The organism is Pseudomonas sp. W15Feb9B (assembly GCF_000828175.1).
Taxonomy (GTDB): Bacteria; Pseudomonadota; Gammaproteobacteria; order Pseudomonadales; family Pseudomonadaceae; genus Aquipseudomonas; species Aquipseudomonas parakoreensis.
Map to the genome: position 1 here is coordinate 1 of NZ_JTKF01000034.1, position 23,359 is coordinate 23,359.

At 60.0% G+C, this 23,359-nt stretch carries 19 protein-coding genes; 9 read left to right on the plus strand and 10 right to left on the minus strand.

The features are described 5' to 3' along the window. Positions 1 to 213: 213 nt before the first annotated feature. Positions 214 to 1,377, minus strand: coding sequence for a catalase family protein (locus OC71_RS17645; protein ID WP_041071882.1), 1,164 nt, complete (start codon positions 1,375 to 1,377; stop codon positions 214 to 216). Continuing rightward, complete coding sequence (locus OC71_RS17650) at positions 1,374 to 3,182, minus strand: di-heme-cytochrome C peroxidase (RefSeq protein WP_041071884.1); 1,809 nt, start codon at positions 3,180 to 3,182, stop codon at positions 1,374 to 1,376. Before OC71_RS17650 ends, OC71_RS17645 begins: the two co-directional genes overlap by 4 nt. A 270-nt stretch (positions 3,183 to 3,452) precedes the next feature. Here OC71_RS17650 and OC71_RS17655 point away from each other — a divergent pair, with 270 nt between their 5' ends. From OC71_RS17655 to OC71_RS17685, 7 genes are all read left to right on the plus strand, one after another. Further along, positions 3,453 to 4,169 (plus strand): FKBP-type peptidyl-prolyl cis-trans isomerase, encoded by a 717-nt coding sequence (locus OC71_RS17655; RefSeq protein ID WP_007966725.1) that lies wholly within the window; start codon positions 3,453 to 3,455, stop codon positions 4,167 to 4,169. Positions 4,170 to 4,469: 300 nt separating this feature from the next. After that, positions 4,470 to 4,925, plus strand: coding sequence for a YkvA family protein (locus tag OC71_RS17660; RefSeq protein WP_041071886.1), 456 nt, complete (start codon positions 4,470 to 4,472; stop codon positions 4,923 to 4,925). 112 nt (positions 4,926 to 5,037) lie between these two features. After that, a complete protein-coding gene (locus OC71_RS17665) occupies positions 5,038 to 5,379 on the plus strand; it encodes a helix-turn-helix domain-containing protein (RefSeq protein ID WP_041071888.1) in 342 nt (113 codons plus the stop codon). After that, positions 5,376 to 5,747, plus strand: a complete 372-nt coding sequence (locus tag OC71_RS17670; protein WP_003223109.1) for a hypothetical protein — start codon at positions 5,376 to 5,378, stop codon at positions 5,745 to 5,747. The genes OC71_RS17665 and OC71_RS17670 overlap by 4 nt, the downstream gene beginning before the upstream one ends. Next, on the plus strand, positions 5,748 to 6,146 hold the full coding sequence (locus tag OC71_RS17675) for a sel1 repeat family protein (RefSeq protein WP_041071894.1): 399 nt from the start codon (positions 5,748 to 5,750) through the stop codon (positions 6,144 to 6,146). Between the two features lie 246 nt (positions 6,147 to 6,392). Further along, positions 6,393 to 11,036: an RHS repeat-associated core domain-containing protein gene (locus OC71_RS17680; RefSeq protein ID WP_041071896.1), complete on the plus strand. Its 4,644-nt coding sequence runs from the start codon at positions 6,393 to 6,395 to the stop codon at positions 11,034 to 11,036. Continuing rightward, complete coding sequence (locus tag OC71_RS17685) at positions 11,033 to 11,335, plus strand: contact-dependent growth inhibition system immunity protein (protein ID WP_041071898.1); 303 nt, start codon at positions 11,033 to 11,035, stop codon at positions 11,333 to 11,335. The genes OC71_RS17680 and OC71_RS17685 overlap by 4 nt, the downstream gene beginning before the upstream one ends. An 81-nt stretch (positions 11,336 to 11,416) precedes the next feature. Here OC71_RS17685 and OC71_RS17690 read toward each other — a convergent pair whose 3' ends face one another. Next, positions 11,417 to 13,207: a bifunctional diguanylate cyclase/phosphodiesterase gene (locus OC71_RS17690; protein ID WP_041071900.1), complete on the minus strand. Its 1,791-nt coding sequence runs from the start codon at positions 13,205 to 13,207 to the stop codon at positions 11,417 to 11,419. Positions 13,208 to 13,340: 133 nt separating this feature from the next. Continuing rightward, on the minus strand, positions 13,341 to 15,425 hold the full coding sequence (locus OC71_RS17695) for a carboxy terminal-processing peptidase (RefSeq protein WP_161794910.1): 2,085 nt from the start codon (positions 15,423 to 15,425) through the stop codon (positions 13,341 to 13,343). A 138-nt stretch (positions 15,426 to 15,563) separates the two neighbouring features. On the opposite strand from OC71_RS17695, the gene OC71_RS17700 reads away from it, so the two are divergent. Beyond that, a complete protein-coding gene (locus OC71_RS17700; RefSeq protein WP_041071904.1) occupies positions 15,564 to 16,526 on the plus strand; it encodes a zinc-binding dehydrogenase in 963 nt (320 codons plus the stop codon). Positions 16,527 to 16,698: 172 nt separating this feature from the next. Here the strand turns inward: OC71_RS17700 and OC71_RS17705 are convergent, their stop codons facing one another. The 6 genes from OC71_RS17705 to OC71_RS17730 form a co-directional block, all read right to left on the minus strand. After that, the gene (locus OC71_RS17705; protein WP_041071906.1) at positions 16,699 to 17,352 is read right to left on the minus strand and encodes an HAD family phosphatase; all 654 of its coding nucleotides are present in this window, start codon (positions 17,350 to 17,352) and stop codon (positions 16,699 to 16,701) included. 34 nt (positions 17,353 to 17,386) lie between these two features. Further along, positions 17,387 to 18,376: an ABC transporter ATP-binding protein gene (locus tag OC71_RS17710; RefSeq protein WP_041071908.1), complete on the minus strand. Its 990-nt coding sequence runs from the start codon at positions 18,374 to 18,376 to the stop codon at positions 17,387 to 17,389. After that, on the minus strand, positions 18,373 to 19,173 hold the full coding sequence (locus tag OC71_RS17715; protein ID WP_007965346.1) for an ABC transporter permease: 801 nt from the start codon (positions 19,171 to 19,173) through the stop codon (positions 18,373 to 18,375). The genes OC71_RS17710 and OC71_RS17715 overlap by 4 nt, the downstream gene beginning before the upstream one ends. After that, positions 19,160 to 19,996 (minus strand): ABC transporter permease subunit, encoded by an 837-nt coding sequence (locus OC71_RS17720; RefSeq protein WP_161794911.1) that lies wholly within the window; start codon positions 19,994 to 19,996, stop codon positions 19,160 to 19,162. The genes OC71_RS17715 and OC71_RS17720 overlap by 14 nt, the downstream gene beginning before the upstream one ends. Positions 19,997 to 20,001: 5 nt before the next feature. After that, positions 20,002 to 20,808: an alkaline phosphatase family protein gene (locus OC71_RS17725; RefSeq protein ID WP_041071912.1), complete on the minus strand. Its 807-nt coding sequence runs from the start codon at positions 20,806 to 20,808 to the stop codon at positions 20,002 to 20,004. A 179-nt stretch (positions 20,809 to 20,987) separates the two neighbouring features. Continuing rightward, on the minus strand, positions 20,988 to 22,055 hold the full coding sequence (locus OC71_RS17730; protein WP_041071914.1) for an ABC transporter substrate-binding protein: 1,068 nt from the start codon (positions 22,053 to 22,055) through the stop codon (positions 20,988 to 20,990). Between the two features lie 352 nt (positions 22,056 to 22,407). On the opposite strand from OC71_RS17730, the gene OC71_RS17735 reads away from it, so the two are divergent. Beyond that, a complete protein-coding gene (locus tag OC71_RS17735; protein WP_007965348.1) occupies positions 22,408 to 23,121 on the plus strand; it encodes a UTRA domain-containing protein in 714 nt (237 codons plus the stop codon). The last annotated feature ends 238 nt before the right edge of the window (positions 23,122 to 23,359 follow it).

The following is a 23,359-nucleotide window of genomic DNA, read 5'->3' on the forward strand; positions in this document are numbered from 1 at the left end:
GTCCGCTGCGCCATATTCGGTTACCTGGACCCACTGAACGCCAGGTCACCACAGAAAGCCCGCCAAGTGCGGGCTTTTTGCTGTCTGCGATTTGTGAAATCACTCGATCTCCTCTGTAGGAGCTGCGGCACGCTGCGATCTTTTGATCTTGCTTTTAGAGATCAAAAGATCGCAGCCTCGTTTCACTCGACAGCTCCTACAGAGGAATTCTCACTATTCGGCATTGCGACTGTGCCGATAATCGCTCACCGCCTCATACACCGCTTTACGCAAGCGATTGATCCCGCCAATCGGCCGATGCGCCTCGATACCAAACCACGGATTGAACGACAGGTTGTCGCATGCCAGATTCAGCGCTGGCGTGTCGAAGTCCTGCGCCGGCAGGGTGATCCGTGCCACTGTTTCGAACGCTGAATCCTGCTCGCGCCACTCGATGCTGGTGTCCTCAATGGGCATGTACTTGTTCGCGTCCTGGCGCTGAATCTGCAGCACGAAACATGCTGGCACCCGATCTGTCGACAGTTGTTGGTTCAAGGCGCTGCGCAGGAAATTCGGCAGGTTGTGATTTTGCGCGGGCAGGGTGTAGGTCGGGCAGTTGTCCGGATCCGGCGCAACGCGAAACTTGGCATTGGCCTCGCCAAATTTGTAAGGCGATACCGAAAAGTAGGTGGTCGCGGTCGGGCTGTCCGGTGGCGGCGACAGTGTTGCTAGGGCGATGAACAAGTGGCGAATCTGCCAGGTGCGCGGATCCCAACCGGGGAAAAACGCCCTGATTTTTTTGCCGTCAGCCTGAGCCGCCACATTCTGACGGTACTCGGCGACATCGCTGACGAAGAAGTTCGGGTGGCTGAACATCACAAAGTCTTGTTCACGGCGCACCTGACGGTCGTCGAGCAGCTGCTTGCCGGGGACATCGAGCAGCTTGATTGCCATCCCCCGGGCGTCGCGGATGCTGTCGAACTGCGGGTAGGCGTTGCCATTGGACAAGCGAATCAACGCCTGCCAGGTTTTGTCTGGTTCGGTGAAAACACCTTGGCGCAGCGCTGGTGTCAGTTCCGGCAGCACCGTCACTTCAGCTTTCACGCAACCATGGGCCTTGGCATGCGCATCGCGCAGATAGCGCGTGCCTTCGCGGTGCTGGTCGACGATGCGCACGGCAGTCTGGATCACGTCCTGGGTCATGGCCGCTTCACCGGCGGGAATCTGTTCCTGCGCCGACACCGGACCTCTGTGTTGCCAGATGAACCACGCGCTCGCGATCGCCCAGCCCAGCAGGCCGACAATCAGCAGGGCCAGCAGGGTTTTGCCCAGCAGTCGTCCCAGCCACAGCCAGATGCGGGCGAGAAGGGAGGGTTTTTTGTACGAGTTGATCATCATGGCAGTTGCGCCTCCAACGGCCCGCCCAGGACTTTCATGTACTCCAGCAAGGCCCAGCGTTCTTCGGGTTGCAGCAGGCGGCCGATGACCCCATTGCCACGCTCGCCTGCGCGGAATTCGTGGCCGCTGTTGTGGTTGCCGGTGATACGCGTATCGAACAAAAAGCCGTTGGTGAAGGCTTCGGTGCGATAACCCAGATGTCGCGGGTCATACTCGAACGAACCCTTATAGAAAGTCGTCGCGCGCTCATCCTGCGGCGACAGCAACTGATAAAGGCTTGGCACCGAACCGTTGTGCAGAAACGGCGCGGTGGCCCAGGCACCGGCCAGTGGTCTGGCCTTGTAGGCAACCTTTTCACGCACACCGATCGGCAGGCCGAAGCCGTCGAGTTGTGGCTTTTCCTCAGCGGTGACGCCGGCCTCGCGATAGGCGCGCTTCTCGACGAATGCGGTGACGTAGGCCAGGCCCTTGGCCACCGATAGCTGGCTCAGGTCCAGTGGTTCGGTGGGCGTCGGATGCAACTTCACATCCATTTGCTCAAGTTCTTTCGGGTCCCATTGCAGCGGCGTCAGGTCGAAACGGTGAGTGGCAATGTTGGTCGCGGCATTCGGGTCGGTGCCGATCACCTCCACCGGCAACATGTGCAAGTGCTGCACCCAGCGCTCGCCCTCTTGAGTCTTGCGCGGCACGTGGCAACCGGCGCAGTTCTCGGCAAACAGCGTGCGGCCCTTGGCGGCCAACGGTTTGTCGATGGCACCCAGGACATCTTCCGGCCAGGCTGGTGGTTGCAGGCGTTGCAGGGTTTCCTCGATTGTGTGCAGATCGCGTACGCGGACGCTTGAGGCATAACGCGCATCGCCTTGCAGCGGCTGGCCGTTGCTGTCGAAGAAATTCAGCGTGGCGCCGACGCCCAATGCCTCACCGATGTTGCGCGCCATCGGTTGCTGGGCCGAGCCGTTCCACTGCACCCAGTCGAAGGTCCACATGTCCCACAGTTGCGGGTAGTCGACCGGGGCGTTCGCCACGCGGTAGTTGGCGGGGGAAATTGCGTCGCCGAAGGTGGCGTTGGCAATGCGGCCGAACGCATCGGTGCGTCCAGGGCCTTCCTCGGTCGGGTAGAGGCCGCGATGGGTATCGTTCCAGGCGACTTTGAGGAAGGTGTTCAGCGATTGCTTGAAGTCTTTGCGCAGTTGCTCGCGGCGCAGCTCGTAGTCATCGCCCAGAACATTTCTGGCGAAGCGTTCGAATTTCCATGGGTTGTAGTAAGTCGAGGCCAGACTGGCGACCAATGCCTGTCCGAAACTGCCACCACGCAATGTAGGAACGCTGGAAGGCAAGACATGTTGCGCCGATCCGCCGTCGATCCGCACGGCCTGGCCGTTGAAGCGCAGTTCGCCGGTGTGGCAGGCGGCGCAGGTGATATCGAGGTATTGCTCGGTACCGCCGGGGTTCTGATGGCGCGCGAAACCGACCGGCAGATTGCCCGGATTGTTCGGCGTGGCTTTCTGCTGCGGATCAACCAGAAAACCGAAGCGTGCGAGGTATTCCGGGGACGCGAAACGTTGCTGCGAGAAGGGCAGCTCCAGCGCCTGGAACCATTCATAGCGCAGGCCTTTGACCTGCGTCCCTTGCGGGGTGAAATAGTAAGTCTGGCGCTCCTCCTCACTCCACTGTTGCAGGTAATGCACCTGTTGGGCCGGGGTATAGAAGGGCAGTTTCGGGTTGGCGACGTAGTACAGAATGACGGTCAGGACCAGGCCCAGCAGTACCACGATCAGAGTTAGCACACGGAATAAGAGGCGCAAGATAAACATCCTTGTCGAGTTGTTGCGCTGTTATGCCTCAGCTGCTGCAGGTGCGGCAAGTGGCCATTACGCCAACTGTCGTAGGAAGTCTCGTCAGTCCTTGTCAGGCCAAGATGACAGAAGCTTCATCGTCGCTTTGCTCGAATGCGTTTTAATCCCTGAACTTATCGGACGTTTCCTGCTCTCATGCCGGTAGCCATTGGTCGTGGCGGCCTGATAAGCTCGCGGCTTTACTCGATTGCCCTTTCGGCGCATGAACAAGGAAATAGCATGAAACAGCATCGGTTGGCGGCGGCGGTAGCCCTGGTTAGCCTGGTCCTCGCGGGTTGTGATTCGCAGACCAGCGTAGAGCTGAAAACCCCGGCGCAAAAAGCTTCCTACGGTATCGGCCTGAACATGGGCAAGAGCCTTGCTCAGGAAGGCATGGATGATCTGGACTCCAAAGCGGTAGCCCAGGGCATCGAAGATGCCGTCGGCAAGAAAGAACAGAAGCTGAAAGACGAAGAACTGGTCGAAGCCTTCGCCGCTCTGCAAAAGCGTGCTGAAGAGCGCATGGCCAAGATGAGCGAAGAGTCGGCAGCCGCCGGCAAGAAATTCCTCGAAGAAAACGGCAAGAAGCCTGGTGTCACCACCACCGCTTCCGGTCTGCAGTACGAAGTGGTCAAGAAAGCCGACGGCCCACAGCCCAAGCCTACCGACGTCGTGACTGTTCACTACACCGGCAAGCTGACCAACGGCACCGTGTTCGACAGCTCCGTGGAACGTGGCAGCCCGATCGATCTGCCGGTCAGCGGTGTGATCCCGGGATGGGTTGAAGGTCTGCAACTGATGCACGTTGGCGAGAAGTACAAACTGTACATCCCTAGCGATCTGGCCTACGGCGCGCAATCGCCAAGCCCGGCAATCCCGGCCAACTCGGTTCTGGTCTTCGACCTTGAACTGCTGGCCATCAAGGATCCAGCCAAAGAAGACGCCGCTGCCAAGTAACAGGCATCGGTAACGGCTTCGCCAACAACGCCTCGCTTATGCGGGGCGTTGTTGCATCTGAAGGATGGCGCAGGTAAACAGAGCGAACGGATGCCGCTGACAGCAGTCCTAGAGATTGAGGCCGCTGTGGGTAGACGTCCTGAGCCGCCAAGTCAATGAAATATTGGGATTTTTTATGTGAGTAAAAAACGCCCGATCTGAGCGAAGCCCTTATGAAACGGGGCTCTCAGCGCTGAAATGCAGCTCTGTTCACAAGGTTATCCACAATTTGTGTGGATAACATTTCAACGGGAGAAATAGATGAAAGCGCCGTGGAATTTCGCCCGGTTTCTGCCTCTGGCGGGACGCCTGCTGGCCCGTGGCCGCCTGCCGACTCTGCTGTTCGCCGTGGCGAGCAAGGGCGCTGCGCAAGGTAATCGCCTGGGCAAGCTCAAGGATGATCTGCGCTTGCTCCAGGCATTGTGTCTGGCTTACTGGCGCGGCGAGTACCGGGCGATCAGTCCGAAAGCCATCGTTTCGGTGGTGGCAGGGTTGATGTATTTCCTCAGCCCGGTGGACGCGATCCCGGATTTCATCCCGGTATTCGGCATGCTCGATGACATTGCTGTTCTCGCCTGGCTGATGAAAACCCTCGACGACGAACTCGCTGCCTTCCGGCTCTGGCGCAATCGACAACAGCCGGAAAAACTCGCAGTGGTCGAGCGTTTGCCCGATACCCCCGAGCAACTTCAACTGCAGGGTCCGAAAAAAACCTGATTCGCCTCGCCTGCAGGCAGATTGATACCCCCCGCGACCTTGGCCGCTGTTAGGATTACACTTCTAGGGAAAAGTGCCGACTCGCTAAGTGTTGTTGTCCTACGGGGTAGTCATGGATATTCAGATAATTGCACGCGATGGCGAACCCGAATACGCGGTTCTGCCATGGGGCCAGTATCAGGCTCTATTGAAAGCAGCAGGCATCAACGACATACCGCAGCAGCAGGCGCCAGCGCCGGCCGCCGCAGCGCCAGACCCGATTCTTCCAGGTCTGGATCAACTACGCAGTCTGCGCGAAGGGAAGGGCATCGCCATCGAGGCGCTGGCCCGCACGGTAGGCATCAGCCCGTCTTATCTGGCCATGATCGAAAGCGGCGAGCGTCAACCTGACGCCGCGATTCGCCGCAGCCTGGCCTGGGAACTGACGGTGCCGGGTTGGAGGGATGAATCGTGAGCGTACGCATCAGTCGTCAACATTGGGACGGATTGCTGGGGGAGCTGGATCAGGCGCGCAGGCAGCGCCATCTGTTGACCTATCGAGCCTTGCTCGAACGTTTGCAACTGCCGACGCCGGCGATGCAGACGCTGACCGCGGCACTTGAGCATCTGGCCGCACTCGACGCCAAGGCCGAGCAGCCATTGCGCAGTTCGCTGGTGATCAGCCAAGGGGCCAGCCGTTTGCCACGAACCGGTTTTTTTGAATGCGTTGAACGTCTGGGACGTTTCTCCGGGCCATCCGATGGCGTTGCGGCTGCCTCTTGGCATGCGTCGGAAGTGGTCAGGGTTTTCGAATACGAGTACCCGGAATCGGCGGAGGCCTGAGTGTTCTTTCGACTCAAGGCGTCGGCCAGTTACTGGTTGGCCCGCAGGCTGTTTCACTGGTCGTGGTTCGTCCGCCAACCCAGAGGCTGGCGCTGGCTCGAAGGGCAGTTTGCGCGCATGGCCAATCTGGGCGATGTCGGCGCGCAAAGCTTTTATGGGCACATTCTGACGTTTCGCGGTGTTGGCCTGGGCGCCCGCGAAGAGGGTGTGCGACTGTTGCGTCTGGCGGCGCTCGCCGGCGATGGCAAAGCAGCTTATCAGGTCGGCGTGATCAGCCTGGCCGGTACTCCGAGCAAAGCGCCGGATCCGGCAGAAGCGGCGCGCTGGTGGACGCTGGCCGCCAAGGCCGGCCACCCGTTGGCCGAGCTCAAACTCAAAGAGTTGAGCGCTCGGGATTAAACCCAGTAAATCATTTTGTATCGTTGGATAAACGTGGCGTGAGGGAAACCTCACGCCACGTTTGCGTTTATCGCCATACGTTTTGTAGTAATCAGTCCTTTGCAGAATAGTCCTACAGCAAAAGCCTACTCGCCTGACTTCTTTCCTGATTGATCCCCCGCAAAGTCCCCGCGCCTAATTTTTGCGCGAGGGAACGCTCATGTTTGACCCGGTTTTTCATTCCACCCCGCATCGTTGCGTGCGCTGATGGAAGCCGTCAGCCGTATCGAGCAGGAACTCGACAGCTTTCCCGACACCCTCAGCCTCTATCGCCAGCAGCTTGAGCACTGGTTCAGCAGAGCGGCCGATCAGGTCAGCCACGCGGCGGATTTGCCGTCGCTGATGGGCATGGAGCGGATCATCCGTTTCGGTGATCGCATCACCGCTGTCAGCACAGGAGACAGTGAGTTTGCCTCCGGCGTGGTGCAGTGCCCGAAAAGCGGGGTGCTGACGATCGAGAGCAAATTCGAGTCGGTGTACGACATTCCGCTGGGCGACATCGTGGTCGATGTGGTTGCGGTGGATGATGGCCAAATCTTCCCCGTCGAACTTGATGCGCAAGGCCGGGGAACATTCACCGGGACGCCCGGCAAGTTCTATCGCGTGCAGGTGCACAGCGACGTTACCTCGGAGCAGATCGAGGCGCTGTTCAAGTCCTACGACGGCTTGACCGGCAATCTGGAAGGCTGGCTGCGCAGCGAGTGGCAGGGGGTCAAGCCGCAGTGGTCACAGTCGGTGGCGACCGCGGCGGGCAACGGCATGCTCGCCGGGAGCTGGGCGGCGATCGAGGGGGTGTGGGACAGCCTCGGCATGCTGTCGGAAATTCTGCAGGATCCAGGGGCGTTTGCCGAACGCCTTGGAAGCGGTGCGGCCGATCTGATCCGCCTCGCAGAATCAGCTCCGGATGTCATGCAAAAGCTGCAGTTGCTGGTCAGCGACGAGGCGGCGCTGTGTTTGCTGCTGCGCAGTGCGAGTCTCTGGCTGGAGATGCTGCCGCCCAGCCAGATCGCCGGCAAAACCGCTGAAATGGCGTCGATGATGATCGTGCAGGTGCTGCTCGATGTGCTGATCGGCGTTGTGTTGACATTCGTCGGGGCTGGCGCAGGGATCGCTTATCTGACGCTACGCCTGGCGGATCGCGCCGCCCAGCTGCTCACGGTTGTGAAACGTCTGGTCAAGGCGATGTTCGGCATCGTCAACACGTTCATCCATTACGTCGACCAGTACAAAACCGTCGCCGCGCGGGGCATTGCCGCCGGAGTTAAAAAGGGCCGCATGCAGTTGCGCTGGGATGCGAAGCGCAATGCCGCCCTGAAGAAAAACGAGCATCACGACGACTCGCCGGAACAAGCGAAAAACCCCAACGGCGACAGCGCCGATTGCGCGCCGCTGACCTGCACCAACGGTTGCCCGGTGTCGATGGTCACCGGCGAAGAACTGCTGACCCTGACCGATGGCACGCTCGATGGCTTGCTGCCGTTCGAGTTCACCCGGTTGTACCGCACCAGCGCGGTGGAGATCGATGTCGGGCTGGGGTTTGGCTGGAGCCATTCGCTGGCGCATCGACTGGAGTTTGATGGCGAGGCGTTGGTCTGGGTCGATCACGAGAACCGCCGCACGCGGTTTCCGTTGCCCAGTGTTGAACGCCCAGCGATTCACAACAGCCTGTCGCGGGCGGCGATTTTTCTCGGGGATGAACCGGAGGAACTGATCCTCGCGCTGGCGGGGGAGGCGGCGCGGTTTTATCACTTTCGTGCCGGGCGGCTGACGGCGGTCAGTGATGCGTATGGCAATCGTCTGACGGTGCATCGCGATCATTCCGAACGTGTGCAGCGCCTGGATAACGGGGCCGGGCGCTCGCTGCTGTTGCGCTACGACCGGGCGCATCTGGTGGCAGTTGATTACCAGGTGTTTGCGGCGGGTGGCTGGCGTACCGAGCAAACGCTGGTCAGTTATGGCTACGACGCCCGTCAGCGATTGTTGGCCGCGACCAACGCCATCGGGGACAGCGAGCGTTACGACTACGACGATCAGCACGTCATCCTGCAGCGGCAACTGAGCGGCGGCGCGAGCTTTTTCTGGGAGTGGGAACGTTCCGGCAAAGCCGCGCGTTGTGTGCGCCATTGGGCCTCGTTCGCGCAGATGAATACGCGGTATGTCTGGGACGACAGCGGCCGTGTCACGGTGCATTACGTTGATGGCAGCGAAGAAACCTACGTCCACGACGACAGCGCACGGCTGGTGCGCAAGGTCGAGGCCGATGGTGGTGAGCACCTCAAGGCTTATGACGCTGCGGGCCGGGTGATCGCCGAGCAGGATCCGCTGGGTGCGGTCATCGAATACCGCTACGACGACGTCGGACGGCTGATCGCGCTGCTTCCGCCGGACGATGAGCCAACGTCCTATGAGTACCGCAACGGTTTTCTGCACAGCCGTTCTCGTGGTGACGCGGTCTGGACGTATCGGCGCAACGCCGAAGGGGATGTCACCGAGGCGGTCGATCCTGACGGCCAGGTCACCCATTACTACTACGACACGCGCGGGCAGTTGCTGTCGATCCGCTATCCAGACAGCAGCCGGCAGAAGTTGTCGTGGAATGACCTCGGCCAACTGATCGAGGAAACCCTGCCTGACGGCGGTGTACGGCGTTTTTCCTACGATGCGCTGGGGCGACGGACGACCACTTGCGACGAACACGGTGCCGTCACTCGCCAGCAGTGGGATGCCATTGGCCGACTGGTTCAGACGACTTTGCCTACAGGCGCCACACGCGCCTACAGCTACGGCGCGTACGGCCAGGTCACGGCCGAGCGCGACGAGCTCGGGCGCATCACCCGTTACGAGTATGACGACGACCTGCATCTGGTCTCGCGCAGGATCAATCCCGACGGCACGCGGGTGCAGTATCGCTACGACCATGCGCAACTGCTGCTGACGGAAATCGAGAACGAGTCCGGGGAAAAGTACCGACTGGACTACACGCCCACCGGATTGATCCGACAGGAAACCGGCTTCGACGGCCGGCGCACCGCGTACGCCTACGACCGCAACGGGCACCTGCTGGAAAAAACCGAGTTCGGCGACGACGGCTCGACGCTGGTCACTGTCTACGCGCGTGATGCGGCCGGGCGTCTGCTGCTGAAAACCCTGCCGGACGGGGTTGAGGTGGCTTACACCTACGACCGCCTGGGCCGTTTGACCGGGGTCGATGACGGCCAGCAACATCCACTGGCCTTTGAATACGACCGGCAGGACCGGCTGATCACCGAGCATCAGGGCTGGGGCACCTTGCGTTATGCCTATGACGCCTGCGGGCAGCTCAAGCGCCAGCGTCTGCCGGACAACAGCACGCTCGACTATCACTACGCCAAGGGCGGCGCGCTGACCGCCATTGACCTTAATGGCACGCGGCTGACCAGCCACGTCTATCAATCGGGTCGCGAACAACAACGCCAACAAGGCCTGCTGCTCAGCGAATACGCCTACGACGATCAAGGCCGTTTGCTGGCCCACGCTGTAGGCCATCAGCACGCTTCGCTGTATCGCCGCGACTATGCCTACAGCGCCAACGGCAACCTCGAGCACATTGCCGACAGCCGCCACGGTCAGCGCACCTATGGCTACGATGCCCTCGACCGGCTGATTCGCGTCCGCCACTCGCGCGACGAACTGCCCGAAGCCTTCGCCCACGACCCGGCCGGCAACCTGCTGATGCAGGACCGTCCCGGCCCCACCCGGATCAAGGGCAACCGCCTGCTGATGCAGGGCGACCGGCATTACGACTACGACGCCTTCGGCAACCTGATCCGCGAGCGTCGTGGCCGCGATCAACTGCTGATCACCGAATACCGCTACGACTGCCAGCACCGCCTGATCGGCCTGACCCGCCCCGACGGCCAAACCGCGTCCTACCAATACGACGCCTTCGGCCGGCGCATCCGCAAAACCGTCGACGGCATCAGCACCGAGTTCTTCTGGCAAGGCGACCACCTCGTCGCCGAAAGCAGCAAAACCCACCACCGCAGCTACGTCTACGAACCCGGCACCTTCCGCCCGCTGGCGCTGCTCGACGGCAAAGGCCCGAAAAAGGCCTGCCCGTTCTACTACCAACTCGACCACCTCGGCACCCCGCAGGAACTGACCGATTACAGCGGCGAAATCGTCTGGTCGGCGCAATACGACGCCTACGGCAAGGTCGCGGCGATCACTCTGGCGGGCGAGGACTACCTCGACCAGCAGCTGCGCTTTCAGGGGCAGTATTTCGATGCGGAGAGCGGGCTGCATTACAACCGGCATCGGTATTACGACCCGAGGTTGGGACGGTATCTGACGCCGGATCCGATCAAGTTGGCGGGTGGACTCAACCAATACCAGTACGTGCCGAATCCGACGGGGTGGGTGGATCCGTTGGGGTTGGCTTGCGCACCGTGTCCTGGGGCAATACAAGCTGATGGGCCTTATAGCGAGATAGTGCCAGGTGGGGGCTTGGCTACGCATGAGGCTCAGGGCGGACACCTAATAATCAAACATATTGGTAGAACTGACGCGCAATTAGCCCAAAGATTAATGGCGGAGCCACATATTCCAGCAGCCTCCACATTTTCCGATCGCGCCGGAGCTGAGGCTGCTGTTTCAGAGGCTTTGAGGGTGAATGCGCAAAAGGTGCAAGATTTTTTAAATAGCAAAAAAGGAAAGACAACTATCACCCATCATCTCAACCAGCCAGTGGGAGTGAGCTTGCTCAATGGCGCCACACATCCTCAGTCGGCACTAAAGCTCCTGCTAGTTCTGAAAAAAGACCCTACACTCCCTTTGGGATATTTTTTGCTGACCGGATTTCCAGAGCTATGAATCACGAATTCCCCGAGCTTCACGACTTTTTTGGGGCCTACTTTCATCAAGATTGGCTAATAGAGTACGACACCCCCGATAAAGTTATTGCTGACTTCTTACAAACCTCAGATCCGGAAATAATACTTTTGGTTTGTGAGGAGTTGCAGTCTTTGCTAAGTCAAAATAAAGATGAGCTGACAATAAGAGATTACTTGTTGAGAGATCTCAGTTGCTACTACTGCTATTGGAATAAGTGGGCTTCCGGTCAAGAATGGTTAAGCCACGTGCTGGCTGTGCTGCAAAGTGGAAAAAATTAGAGTGAGTTGCTCTTTTAAGTTCTGGAGTTGTATCTGAACAATTTTTTTCAGATTTGGAAAGTGGTTATGTCGTCTGTGGCATCAGCGTTGGCTAATCAGTTGCGGCAGTTGAAGGTCGGCAGCAGTGAGACTATCAATCACATGCACGCTATACCCCGGAACATTCTTCGCATGATGTTTCGCCTGCGAAGCCATCTCCGCCAGTTGACTCGCATCCAGTTCGGCGCAGGCTTCCGGGTGCAGGTGGACGACGCCGATGGATAGTGACAGCAACGGGAATTCCTGGCGCACGCCTTGGCGATTCGGCGCAATGAAGCAGCCAGCCTCAAGATGCTCCGGGCGATAGAAACGCCTACATTGGCTCTGGAAGTCGTCGAGCAGTTGGTTGAGGCGTTTGCGCCAGTCTTCCGGGCCGAGCACCAGCAGGAAGTCGTCGCCGCCGATGTGGCCGACGAAGTCGCGGGACGGGTCGACGCGTTCGTTCAGGCATTGCGCCAGGCACAGCAGGACTTCGTCGCCACGGCCGTAGCCGTAGATGTCGTTGAAGGGTTTGAAGCTGTCGATGTCGACGTAGCAGATGATCGATTCGCGGCCCTGTTGCAGCAGGCGGGTCAGGCATTGCTGGATCGGCACGTTGCCGGGCAGCAGGGTCAGCGGGTTGGCGTAGCGCGCCTGCTGGATTTTCAGTTCGGTGATCAGTTTGAGCACGTCGATCACCCGGCCAAGGCCCAGATAGCCGCCGTTGAGGGTGATGATGAAATCTTCTTCGATGCGCTGCCGGGCGCGGCTGGTGATCAGGCGGCTGACCTGTTGCAGCGACTGGCTCATTTCCACGGCGAGGAAGTCGTCGTTCATCAGGCGGCTGATCGGTTTGCGTGCGAACAGGTCAGTGGCGAACGGTTTGAGCAGTGCGTCGGACAACGAATGGCGATGGACGATACCGCATGGCTGGCCCTGTTCGTCGAGCACTGCCAGGGAGTTCAGATTGGCCTGGCGGCGGAAGGCTTCCAGCACCGTGGCGGTCGGTGTGTCGCGATGCACCGCCGGTTGATCGTTGAGCAGGGCGCTGAGGTCGCTGCCTTCGTCATTCAACGCCACGGCGCTGCTGTCGTGTTTCGGCATCAGGGCCCGGGCATCGCGCGGCGGATGCTCCTGTGGACGACCCAGCAGGTAACCCTGCACCAGATCGACGCCCATCTCGGTCAGCACCGCCAGTTCCTCCGGCAACTCAATCCCCTCGGCAATCACCTGCGCGCGTGAGGCCTTGGCGATTTGCAGGATCGAGCCGACGAACTCTCGTTTCAACGCGTCCTGATGAATGCCGTCGATAAAGTGCCGGTCGATCTTCACGTAATCCGGGCGCAGTTCCGACCACAGGCGCAGGCTCGAATAACCGGCGCCCAAGTCATCCAGCGCAATCGAAAAGCCCATCGCCCGATAGTGATGCAGCGCGGTTTGCAGCAACTGGAAATCGTCGATCGGCGTCTGTTCGGTGAGTTCGATCACCACCTGACTCGGCGGAATGCCGAAGTCCTGCAGCAGTTGTAGAGTGCGCCCCGGTTGGTGCGCGGCTTCGAGCAGGGATTCCGGCGAGACGTTGAGGAACAGCTTGCCCGGCAATTGCTGTTCGTTGAAACGACGGCAGGCAGACTGGCGGCAGGCAATTTCCAATTCGCTCAAGCGGCCGGCCTGACGCGCCACCGCGAACAGCGCGATAGGCGAATGCAGAGGGCTGTTGGACGGGCCTCGGGTGAGGGCTTCGTAGCCGAGAATGCGACGCTCGGAGAGACAGATGATCGGCTGGAACAGGCTGTGCAAACCGCTTTGAGTCAGGATCGAGCTCAAGGCACTCAGCTGTTCGGTCGTGGTCATGGCAATCTCTGGCGATAAAAAAAGGACTGGGAGCGCTCTTGCTTGAAGAGGCGCTCCCAGTCCTTTATTTCACGACAGAATGATGACTGTTTGATGACGCTCCGGGGAGCGTCACCACTAAATTGCCATCATCTTACTTCTTGGCCACCTGATTGCTCAGCTTCAGGTAATCCAGCAGGACGCGCCCGGTTTCGCTCAGGTAGGCGTCGTCTTCTGGTTTGACCTTGTCCGGCTCGGCTGCAGCCAGCGCGTCTTCATCTTCTTTCTTCAGTTCTTTGAGCGGTTCTTCGCCTTTGGCTTTGCGACGGATGTTTTCCATGGCCAGTTGCTTGGCATCGATGTCCGCATGCTGGGCACGACGGTCGGCTTCATTGAGGCTGACGGTTTTCTCTTCCATCAGCTTCTGCGCCAGGGCCAGCTTGTCACGGATGAACACGAACTCGGCGTCTTTGGCGCTGCGTGCGTCATGCTCGGACTTGAGCTGCGCGAGGAACGGTTTGAACGGATCGGAGGCCGGCTTGATCGCCGCCTTGATGGTGTCCCACGGCATGGCTTCCGGCAGGGCACTTTCGCCGATTTCCTTGGTGTCGATGATCGACGGGTAGTCGATGTCCGGCAGCACGCCCTGATGCTGGGTACTCTGCCCGGACACCCGGTAGAACTTGGCCAGGGTCAGTTTCAGTTCGCCATGGTTCAGCGGCTGAATGGTCTGTACGGTGCCTTTGCCGAAGGTCTGGCCACCGATGATCAATGCGCGATGGTAGTCCTGCATGGCGCCAGCGAAAATCTCCGAAGCCGACGCGGACAGGCGGTTGACCAGCAGTGCCATCGGGCCTTTGTAGAACGCGCCCGGGTTTTCATCTTCGAGGACATCGACGCGGCCATCGGCGTTACGCACGAGGACGGTCGGGCCCTTGTCGATGAACAGGCTTGTCAGCTCGGTGGCTTCCTGCAGGGAGCCGCCGCCGTTGTTGCGCAGGTCGATGACCACGCCGTCGACTTTTTCTTTCTGCAGTTCGGTCAGCAGTTTCTTGACGTCACGGGTGGTGCTCTTGTAATCCGGATCACCGGCACGGAACGCCTTGAAGTCGAGGTAGAAGGCCGGGATCTCAATGACGCCGAGCTTGTAGTCCTTGCCGTCCTGTTTCAGGTTCAGCACGGACTTTTTCACCGCCTGGTCTTCAAGCTTCACCGCTTCGCGAGTGATCGGCACGATCTTGCTGGTCTGGTCGTTCGGCGCATTGCTCGCCGGAATCACTTCCAGGCGCACCACGGTGCCTTTCGGGCCGCGGATCAGCTTGACCACTTCGTCCAGACGCCAGCCCACCACGTCGACCATCTCTTTGTTGCCCTGGGCAACGCCGATGATCTTGTCGGCCGGTGCGACCTGTTTGGTCTTGTCGGCCGGGCCTGCCGGCACCAGACGCACGACTTTCACTTGATCGTTGTCGCTCTGCAACACGGCGCCGATGCCCTCCAGGGACAGGCTCATGTTGATGTCGAAGTTCTCCGCGTTATCCGGCGACAGATAGTTGGTGTGCGGGTCGTAGGACATGGCGAAGGTGTTGATGTACGCCTGGAAGATGTCTTCCGCGCGGGTCTGATCGAGGCGCGCCAACTGATTCTTGTAGCGCTTGGTCAGGGTTTCCTGGATCTGCTTGGAATCCTTGCCGGCAATCTTCTGCCGCAGCACTTCGTCCTTGACGCGTTTGCGCCACAGGTCGTCGAGTTCAGCGGTGGATTTGAGCCAAGGGGCGTCCTTGCGATCAATCAGCAAGGTCTCCTTGGTGGTGAAGTCCATCTTGTCGACGCCCTTGTTCAGCTCCGCAATGGCGAAGTCCAGACGCGCCTTGACGCGGTCCAGATAGCGCTTGTAGATGGTGAACCCGGCGTTGAGGTCGCCGCTCTTGAGGAAGTCGTCGAACTGGGTCTTCCACTTGTCGAATTCGGCGATGTCGCTGGCCATGAAATAGCTGCGCGACGGGTCCAGCAGCTTGATGTAGCTGTCGTAGATGATCACCGAGCGCGCATCGTCGAGCGGCGGCTTGCTGTAGTGGTGACGCTTGAGCAACTCGACGACGTTGAGACTGGCGATCACTTCGTCGCGATCAGGCTGCAAGTTGTCCCAGCTGTTGGCTGCGAAGGTTTTGCCCGACATCGGCAACAAGCCGATACCGATGAAAAGAGCGAGGGCGGTGCTGGGGAGCAAATGCTTCATGCTGATTCGACGCGGGGACAATTGATAACGCATATTAGGCCGTCTTTGAAGTCGCCGGTTCTACGAGAGCCGGTCGCATAATGCAAAAAGCCCGGCGCTACAGCTTCGGGCTCAGTCCAGACTCACTATGGAGGCACTGTGAAGGCATTGCAAGGCGTTGAAGGTCAAGTGGCATGGGTTGAAGAGCCGAGTCCGGCATGTGATGTAGGACAAGTGCGCATTCGTGTGGCGGCAGCCGGCCTCAATCGCGCCGATTTATTACAGAAAGCCGGGCTTTATCCACCGCCGCCCGGTGCCAGTCAGGTGCTCGGTCTTGAGTGCTCCGGGGTGATCAGCGAAGTCGGCGCCGGCTCGTCCTGGCAGGTCGGCGACCGGGTCTGCGCGTTGCTGGCCGGGGGCGCAATGGCTGAAGAGGTGGTCGTCGACGGACGGCACGTGCTGCCGGTGCCCGAAGGTGTTTCGTTGATCGAGGCCGCGGCATTACCCGAGGTTTATGCAACGGTCTGGCTCAACGTGTTTCAACTGGCGGCGCTGAAACCCGGCGAGAAGGTTCTGCTGCATGCCGGCGCGAGTGGAATTGGTTCAGCCGCCATTCAGCTGTGCAAGGCGTTCGGCAATCCTTGTTGGGTCAGCGTTGGCTCGGCCGAGCGTCTGGCCTACTGTGAAGCGCTGGGCGCCCAGGGCGGGGTGGTGCGCACCGATGACCTGGAGAGTCTGCGCGACTTCGGGCCGTTTGACGTGATCCTTGATCCGGTCGGCGGCAACTATGCGGCACTGAACCTCAAGCTGACGGCGCTGGACGGACGCTGGGTACTGATCGGCCTGATGGGCGGACGTGAGGCGAAACTGGACCTGGCACAGGTTCTGGCCAAGCGAGTGCAGTTGCTTGGTTCGACGTTGCGCAGTCGCGATGATCAGTTCAAGGCCGATCTGCTCAGCGACTTGAGCCAGCATGTGTGGCCGCTGTTTGCCGAAGGGCGGTTGAGTCCGCAACTGGCAAAAACCTTCCCGGTGAAAGACGCCGAGGCGGCGTTTGCCGAGCTGGCGAGCAATACGGTTTCGGGGAAGGTGGTGTTGGTGATTGACGACAGTCTGAGCTGACCTCCACCAACCCTTGTGGCGAGGGAGCTTGCTCCCGTTGGGTCGCGAAGCGGCCCCAAATCATTCAACGCGGTGAGTCAGATTAAACCGGTTGGCTGGTTTTGCGACTGCTTCGCAGCCGAGCGGGAGCAAGCTCCCTCGCCACAGCTAAGCTTCCACATTGGATCTTTGTTTATTTCCAGAGGTGAATCGGCCAGCCGGCTTTTTCGGCGTGCTCCAGCAATACCGGATCCGGATTCACCACATGCGGGAAATCCACCTTCAGCAGCAACGGCAGATCATTGCGTGAATCCGAATAGAAACTCGCGCCTTCGAGGTTCTCCTCCTCGGCGTCCAGCCATTCCAGCAGGCGGGTGATCTTGCCTTCGCGGTAGGTCAGCGTGCCGACGGTCTGGCCATTGTAAACGCCGTGCGCAACGTCCAGTTCGATGCCGAGAATTTCGTCGATGCCCAGGCGCTCGGCGATCGGTTTGACCAGGTGCGTGCCGGAAGCCGAGATCACCAGAATCCGGTCGCCGGCCTTGCGGTGGGCGGCGATGGTTTTGGTCGCGTCGCTGAAGATGATCGGTTCGATGAAGTCTTCCACCCACGGGCCGACCAGGTGTTCGACCTCTTCCGGGGTGCGCCCGATCATCGGTTCGAGGCTGAATTCCATGTACTCTTCCATGCGCAATTTGCCATGGCTGTAGGCGTCCATCAGCTCGTTGTTCTTGCGCATGAACGACTCGGGATCGACCCAGCCCAGGCGCCCCATCTGCTCGCTCCAGAGGGTGGCGCAGTCGCCGTGGATCAGGGTTTCGTCCAGATCAAAAATTGCCAGGGCCATCAGTGCAGCTCTCTCTTCAACGTCAGCAAAGTCATCAGGCTACCTCACACAGGGCCGTCGGATCGATGGAAAGCGCCAGACGCTGACCGTCGGGATGCAGATCCGCCGCCGAGCGGTTGAGCACGTCCACCACCAGTTCCACACCGCGCGCTTCGACCCGATAGCGGATCACGTTGCCGAGCAGGCTGTGGCTGCGGATCTGCACATCGAGTTCACCATTGAGGCTCAGTTCGATGGCTTCCGGGCGTATGGCGATGCGGTGGTTGATCGGCCGTTGCAACAGCTTTGAGGCACTGTCGGCGTCGAGCAGGTTGTAGTTGCCGATGAAGCCGGCGGCGAACACATCGACCGGTGCGGTGTAGAGGGTTTCGGCGTCTCCGCTTTGCACGATCTTTCCCTGGTTCATCAGGAAAATCCGGTCGGACATGGTCAGCGCTTCTTCCTGGTCGTGGGTGACGAAGATCGTGGTCAGGCCGAGTTCGCGCTGGATCTGGCGGATCTGTTCGCGCAGGTGTTTGCGGATTCGCGCATCCAGCGCCGACAGCGGTTCATCCAGCAACAACAGGCGTGGGCGGGTGACCAGCGAGCGGGCGAGGGCGACACGCTGGCACTGACCGCCGGAAAGCTGATGCGGATAACGGCTGGCGAAGTCGTTGAGCTCGACCAGTTTCAACACTTCAGCGACGCGCTTGTGGCTGTCGTCGGAATTGACCTTCTGCATGCGCAGGCCGAAGGCGACGTTCTGCTCGACGGTCATGTTGGGGAACAGCGCGTAGCTCTGGAACACCATGCCGATCCCGCGTTTCTGCGGGCTCAGCGGCACGATGTCGACGCCATCAAGCAGGATCTTGCCGCCATCCACCGGCGTCAGCCCGGCGATACAGCGCAGCAGGGTGGACTTGCCGCAACCGGACGGGCCGAGCAGGGTGACGAACTCGCCTTTGTTGATTTCGCAGTTGATGTCGCTGAACACCGTGGTGCCCGCGTAGTTTTTCTGCAGGTGTTGGACGCTGACGTAGCTCATTCGCTTTTGTCCTTGTTCAAGATGTTGGCGATCCAGGTCAGGACCAGCACGAAAAAGAAGTACGAGATCACCAGCGCACTGGTGAAGTGGCCGCTGCTGTTGCGCATGTTGTTCAGGTACACCTGCAGGGTTTCGTAGCGCGTGCCGACGAGGATGTTGGCGAACACGAATTCCCCGAACAGGAACGAGAACGACAGCAGCAGCGCGACCATCAGGCCTTTGCGCAGGTTCGGCAGTACCACCAGAAACGCCGCCTGAAAGGTGCTGGCGCCGAGCAGTTGCGCGGCGTCCATCAGGTCGCGCAGGTTGATCGCCTGCAGGTTGTTGGTGATCGCCCGGTACATGAACGGCAGCGCTACGGTGAAGTAGCAACCGATCAGGATCCACGGCGTACCGACCATCGCCAGCGGCCCGGAACCGTACAGTTGCAACAGGCCTACCGACGACACCACTGGCGGCACCGCGAAGGGCAGCAGGATCAGGATGTTCATCAGCGCATCGAGTTTCGGGAAGTGGTAATGCACCACGAACAGCAACGGCAGTATCAGCACCACCGACAGCACCAGCGCGCCCACGCACACCAGCAGCGACTGGCCGAAAGCATGCAGGAAGCGTGGATCGCTCCACAGCTGGAGGTACCACTTGAAGGTGAAGCCGCTGGGCAGGATGGTCGCCGACCAGCTGCTGGCGATCGAATAGATCAGCGTACCCACCAGCGGCAGCAGCAGGATCGCGAACAGCAAATAAACCACGACGCGGTGGTAGACGCCGGCCGGGCCGGATTCAGCGCGAGACATGGTAGCTCCTCTTCAACAGCAATTGATGCACGACGGTGACGAGGGTCATCAACGCCACCAGCACCACGGCCAGGGCGCTGGCCAGATTCGGATCGAGGGAAATATCCCCGGAAACCATTGCCGCGATGCGGATCGGCAGCACGTTGAAGTTACCGGTGGTCAAGGCGTACACCGTGGCGTAGGCGCCGAGAGCGTTGGCCAGCAGGATCACGAAAGTGCCGAGCAGTGCCGGGGTCAGCACCGGCAGACCAATATGCCGCCAGAACTGCCAGCCGTTGGCGCCGAGCAGCGCAGCGGATTCGCGCCAGTCTTCACGCAAGGCGTCGAAGGCCGGGTAGAGCAGCAGCACGCCGAGGGGAATCTGGAAGTAGGTATAGAGAATGATCAGACCGGTTTTCGAGTACAGGTTGAAGTCCTGAATGATCCCGGCCTGCTTGAGCATGATGGTGATGCTGCCGTTGAAACCGAGCAGGATGATGAACGCAAAGGCCAGCGGCACGCCGGCGAAGTTGCTGGTCATGTTGGCGAAGGCATTCACGAAGTTGCGCAGTTTCGAGTCGACCCGGCGCAACGAATACGCACCGAGCACGGCGATGATGATGCCGAATACGCTCGACCAGAAACTGATCTCCAGGCTGTACTGAATCGCCTGCAAATAGAACTTCGAGCTGAAGATCTTGCTGAAGTTGGCGAAGCCCCAGCCGAATTCTTCCGATTGCAGGCTGTTGATCATCACCCAGACCAGTGGGGCGATTTCGAACACGATAAAGAACAGGGCGAACGGCACCAGGCACAGGGCTGCCAGCCATTTACCGCGAGTCATGGCATTCACTTGAGCAGCTCCCGGCATACAGGTTTGTCGTGGGGCGCGCCGAGCAGTTCGCAGACGGTGCCGCAGATCTCGGTTTGTTTCGGCGCGGCATCAATATTGAAGCTGAAGGCGTCACCGAGAACGAACAGCGGCACCTGGCGTTCTTCCGGCAGCAGGCCGTTGTGCGAGCGGTCGTTGTTCATGCCGTGGTCGGCGGTGACCAGCACCTGATAGCCCGCATCGAGCCAGCCTTGCAGGTAGTCGGCGAGGATGATGTCCGCCGAGCGTGCGCTGTTGCGGTATTGCGTGGAGTCGAGGCCGTGCTTGTGGCCGGCGTCGTCGATGTTCATCGGGTGAATCAGCAGAAAGTTCGGCGCATGGCGCAGGCGCAGGTTTTCCGCGTCGGCAAACAGGTGCGAATCCGGGTAGTGATCGCTCCAGTAGAAGTGGCCGTGCTGGATCGGCAATGACAGGTTTTCGGTGTGCCGGTCGCGGGCTACGACGAACGGCGAGCGGTTATACAGCTCGCTGACCCAGTGATAGGCCGCTGCGGCGGTTTTCAGGCCGGCGTCGCGGGCGTAGTGATAGATGCTGCGCTGGTTGGACAGGCGCGCAACGTTGTTGTGGACGATGCCACTGTCGATCGGCGGCACGCCGGTGAGGATGCATTCGTAAAGCGGTCGGGACAGGGCCGGCAACTCGCACTCCAACTGATAGAGTGCGGCGCGTCCTGCGCCAACGTAAGCCTGCAGATGCCCCATGGCGTGCCGCGCGACCTCGTAATTGAGACCGTCGAGCACGACAAGGATGACGTTGTGCTTCATAGGGGCAAAAACTCCGCGAAAACAGGAAGTATCAGATTCATTCGGGAGCCCTTGTGGGAGCGAGCTTGCTCGCGAAGGCGTCGTGTCAGCCACCATCAATGCTGAATGAAAGACCGCATTCGCGAGCAAGCTCGCTCCCACAGGGATCTCCGGCAATCCCGAAAGTGGGATTTACAGGATTACTTCATCTCGACGATGACTTCTTCGTTCCACTTCTGCGGCAGGGCCTTGGAGGTTTTTTCCCACGCGTCGGCGTCCTTGATTGGCGTGACCTTCTTGTACTGCTCGTTTGGCAGCAGCTTGGCCTTCACGTCTTCCGGCAGTTGCAGATGTTCGGCACGGATCGGACGGGCGTTGCCGCGCGCCAGGTTGGTCTGGCCGGCGTCGCTGAAGATGTATTCGCGGGTCAGCTTGGCGGCGTTCGGGTTTTTTGCGTACTTGTTGATGATGGTGGTGTAGCCGGAAATCACCGAGCCGTCGGACGGGATCAGCACCACGTAGTCATCCGGGTTGGCCATCTTGGCCTTGTAGCTCAGACCATTGAAGTCCCAGACCACGCCGACTTCGATCTCGCCTTTTTCCATGGTGGCGATGGTCGGGTTGGCCATCGACAGGCGACCTTGCTTGGCGATGTCTGCAAACAGCAGCAGGGCCGGTTGGAGGTTTTTCTCGTCGCCACCGTTGGCCAGGGCAGCGGCGAGTACGCCGTTGGCGGCTTGCGCGGCGGTGCTCACGTCACCGATGGAAACCTTGTATTTGCCGCCCTTGAGGTCAGCCCATTTGGTCGGTACTTCGGAACCGTGCAGCAGTTTCTTGTTGACAATGAAGGCGATGGTGCCGGTGTAGGCCAATGCCCAGTTGCCGTCCTTGTCCTTGGCCCATGCCGGCACCTGATCCCAAGTGCTCGGTTTGTACGGTTGCACCACGCCCTGCTTGACCGCGATCGGGCCGAAGGCGGCGCCGACGTCGCCGATGTCGGCGGTGGCGTTGTCTTTTTCAGCGGCGAACTTGGCGATTTCCTGGGCCGAGCTCATGTCGGTGTCAATGTGTTTCAGGCCGTAGGTCTTGGCCAGGTCTTCCCAGGTGCCTTTCCAGTTGGCCCAGTCATCGGGCATGCCGACGCTGTTGACGGCGCCTTCCGCTTTCGCAGCGGCTTCGAGGGTTTTCAGATCGGTGTCGGCCGCCATGGCGGCGGTGCACATTGCAATGGTCGAGCCTAACAGTGTTGCCAGGAAAAGCTGTTTCATTCCGAAGCTCCTTGGTCGTGTTCAACGCTGCGATTGCGGTTTGTGTTGGTCTAGGTCAGCAATACCTGAGCCAATTTAAGGGGGCTGGATGACACTTTGATGTCGGCGGTCGCCCGGCAGGCCTTTTATTTGCTCGGTTTCGGCGCTTGCCCGCTAAGCGTAGACCAAGGTCAAAGCCCCGGCAGACAAGGCACTTGGCCGATGTATTGCAAGTCATGAAGGCGACCGTCGGGCGGGTTTGTCATCTCTCGGTCATCTGCACTGCCTAGGCTTGCAAGACACGGAAACGGCTTGCAGGCCGTACGGTTTTTGCCCCGAAACAGTGCTGGTCTAGTCCAGATAGGTAACGTTGATGCGCGATGAGGCAACAAAAGCGGTGACAGCCATCGGCCAGGTGCTGCAGGAGCAGCTCGATCATGGCCTGTTGGCGCCGGGCAGCAAGCTGCCGGCCGAGCGCAAGCTCAGTGAGTTGTTCGGCACCACGCGCATCACGGTGCGTGAGGCCTTGTTGCAGCTGGAGGCGCAGGGGCAGATTTATCGCGAGGAGCGCCGTGGCTGGTTCGTTTCGCCGCCGCGTCTGGCGTACAACCTGATGCAGCGCAGCCACTTTCACGCGATGGTCAGTGCGCAGGGGCGGGTGCCGTCGACCGAGGTGATTTCGGCGCGGTTGCAGCCGGCGTCGGTGGCGGTGTGTGCGTTGTTGCAGTTGCCTGCCTTGTCGAGCGTGATTCAGATTTGTCGGTCGCGGCGCATCGACGGGCGGCTGGTGTTGTATGTGGAGCATTATCTGAATCCGCAGTATTTTCCGGGGATTCTGGGGTTTGATTTGAATCAGTCGATGACCGAGTTGTATGCGCGGCATTACGATTTGCGCTATGGGCGGGTGCGGTTCGAGATTGTGCCGACGTCGTTGTCGGTGGATGCGGCGGCGGCTTTGCGCGTGTCTGTCGGGAGTCCGGGGTTACGGATTGCTCGGGTCAATTATGATCAGCATGAGCGGTTGATTGATTGTGATCTGGAGTTTTGGCGGCATGATGCGATTCACGTCGGGGTCGATGTTGTTTGAGCGTTTGGCCTTGGCGGCCTCTGGGCCGACCAGGTTCTTGGGGTTTTGGGTGTTTATCCGTTGCTTCGGGTGTTGCGGCTGGCGGTTTCGCTCTTACAGCGACTCCCTTTGGCAAACGCCCCAAAGGAAGCAAAGGTCTTGGCCCCGGCGTACGGCCCTCGCAGTGGCTCGGGTTCCTTCGTTGCGGGGCTCATCCGGGGGGCATCGCCTCCGGTTTGCTTCGCTGCACCTCCTCTCG

What these genes read in the sequence shown, in the direction of transcription:
- OC71_RS17645 (WP_041071882.1), bottom strand. Translation starts at nt 1,377, where the DNA reads ATGATGATCAACTCGTACAAAAAACCCTCCCTTCTCGCCCGCATCTGG.
- OC71_RS17655 (WP_007966725.1), top strand. Translation starts at nt 3,453, where the DNA reads ATGAAACAGCATCGGTTGGCGGCGGCGGTAGCCCTGGTTAGCCTGGTC.
- OC71_RS17660 (WP_041071886.1), top strand. Translation starts at nt 4,470, where the DNA reads ATGAAAGCGCCGTGGAATTTCGCCCGGTTTCTGCCTCTGGCGGGACGC.
- OC71_RS17665 (WP_041071888.1), top strand. Translation starts at nt 5,038, where the DNA reads ATGGATATTCAGATAATTGCACGCGATGGCGAACCCGAATACGCGGTT.
- OC71_RS17680 (WP_041071896.1), top strand. Translation starts at nt 6,393, where the DNA reads ATGGAAGCCGTCAGCCGTATCGAGCAGGAACTCGACAGCTTTCCCGAC.
- OC71_RS17685 (WP_041071898.1), top strand. Translation starts at nt 11,033, where the DNA reads ATGAATCACGAATTCCCCGAGCTTCACGACTTTTTTGGGGCCTACTTT.
- OC71_RS17690 (WP_041071900.1), bottom strand. Translation starts at nt 13,207, where the DNA reads ATGACCACGACCGAACAGCTGAGTGCCTTGAGCTCGATCCTGACTCAA.
- OC71_RS17695 (WP_161794910.1), bottom strand. Translation starts at nt 15,425, where the DNA reads ATGAAGCATTTGCTCCCCAGCACCGCCCTCGCTCTTTTCATCGGTATC.
- OC71_RS17705 (WP_041071906.1), bottom strand. Translation starts at nt 17,352, where the DNA reads ATGGCCCTGGCAATTTTTGATCTGGACGAAACCCTGATCCACGGCGAC.
- OC71_RS17710 (WP_041071908.1), bottom strand. Translation starts at nt 18,376, where the DNA reads ATGAGCTACGTCAGCGTCCAACACCTGCAGAAAAACTACGCGGGCACC.
- OC71_RS17715 (WP_007965346.1), bottom strand. Translation starts at nt 19,173, where the DNA reads ATGTCTCGCGCTGAATCCGGCCCGGCCGGCGTCTACCACCGCGTCGTG.
- OC71_RS17720 (WP_161794911.1), bottom strand. Translation starts at nt 19,996, where the DNA reads ATGACTCGCGGTAAATGGCTGGCAGCCCTGTGCCTGGTGCCGTTCGCC.
- OC71_RS17725 (WP_041071912.1), bottom strand. Translation starts at nt 20,808, where the DNA reads ATGAAGCACAACGTCATCCTTGTCGTGCTCGACGGTCTCAATTACGAG.
- OC71_RS17730 (WP_041071914.1), bottom strand. Translation starts at nt 22,055, where the DNA reads ATGAAACAGCTTTTCCTGGCAACACTGTTAGGCTCGACCATTGCAATG.
- OC71_RS17735 (WP_007965348.1), top strand. Translation starts at nt 22,408, where the DNA reads ATGCGCGATGAGGCAACAAAAGCGGTGACAGCCATCGGCCAGGTGCTG.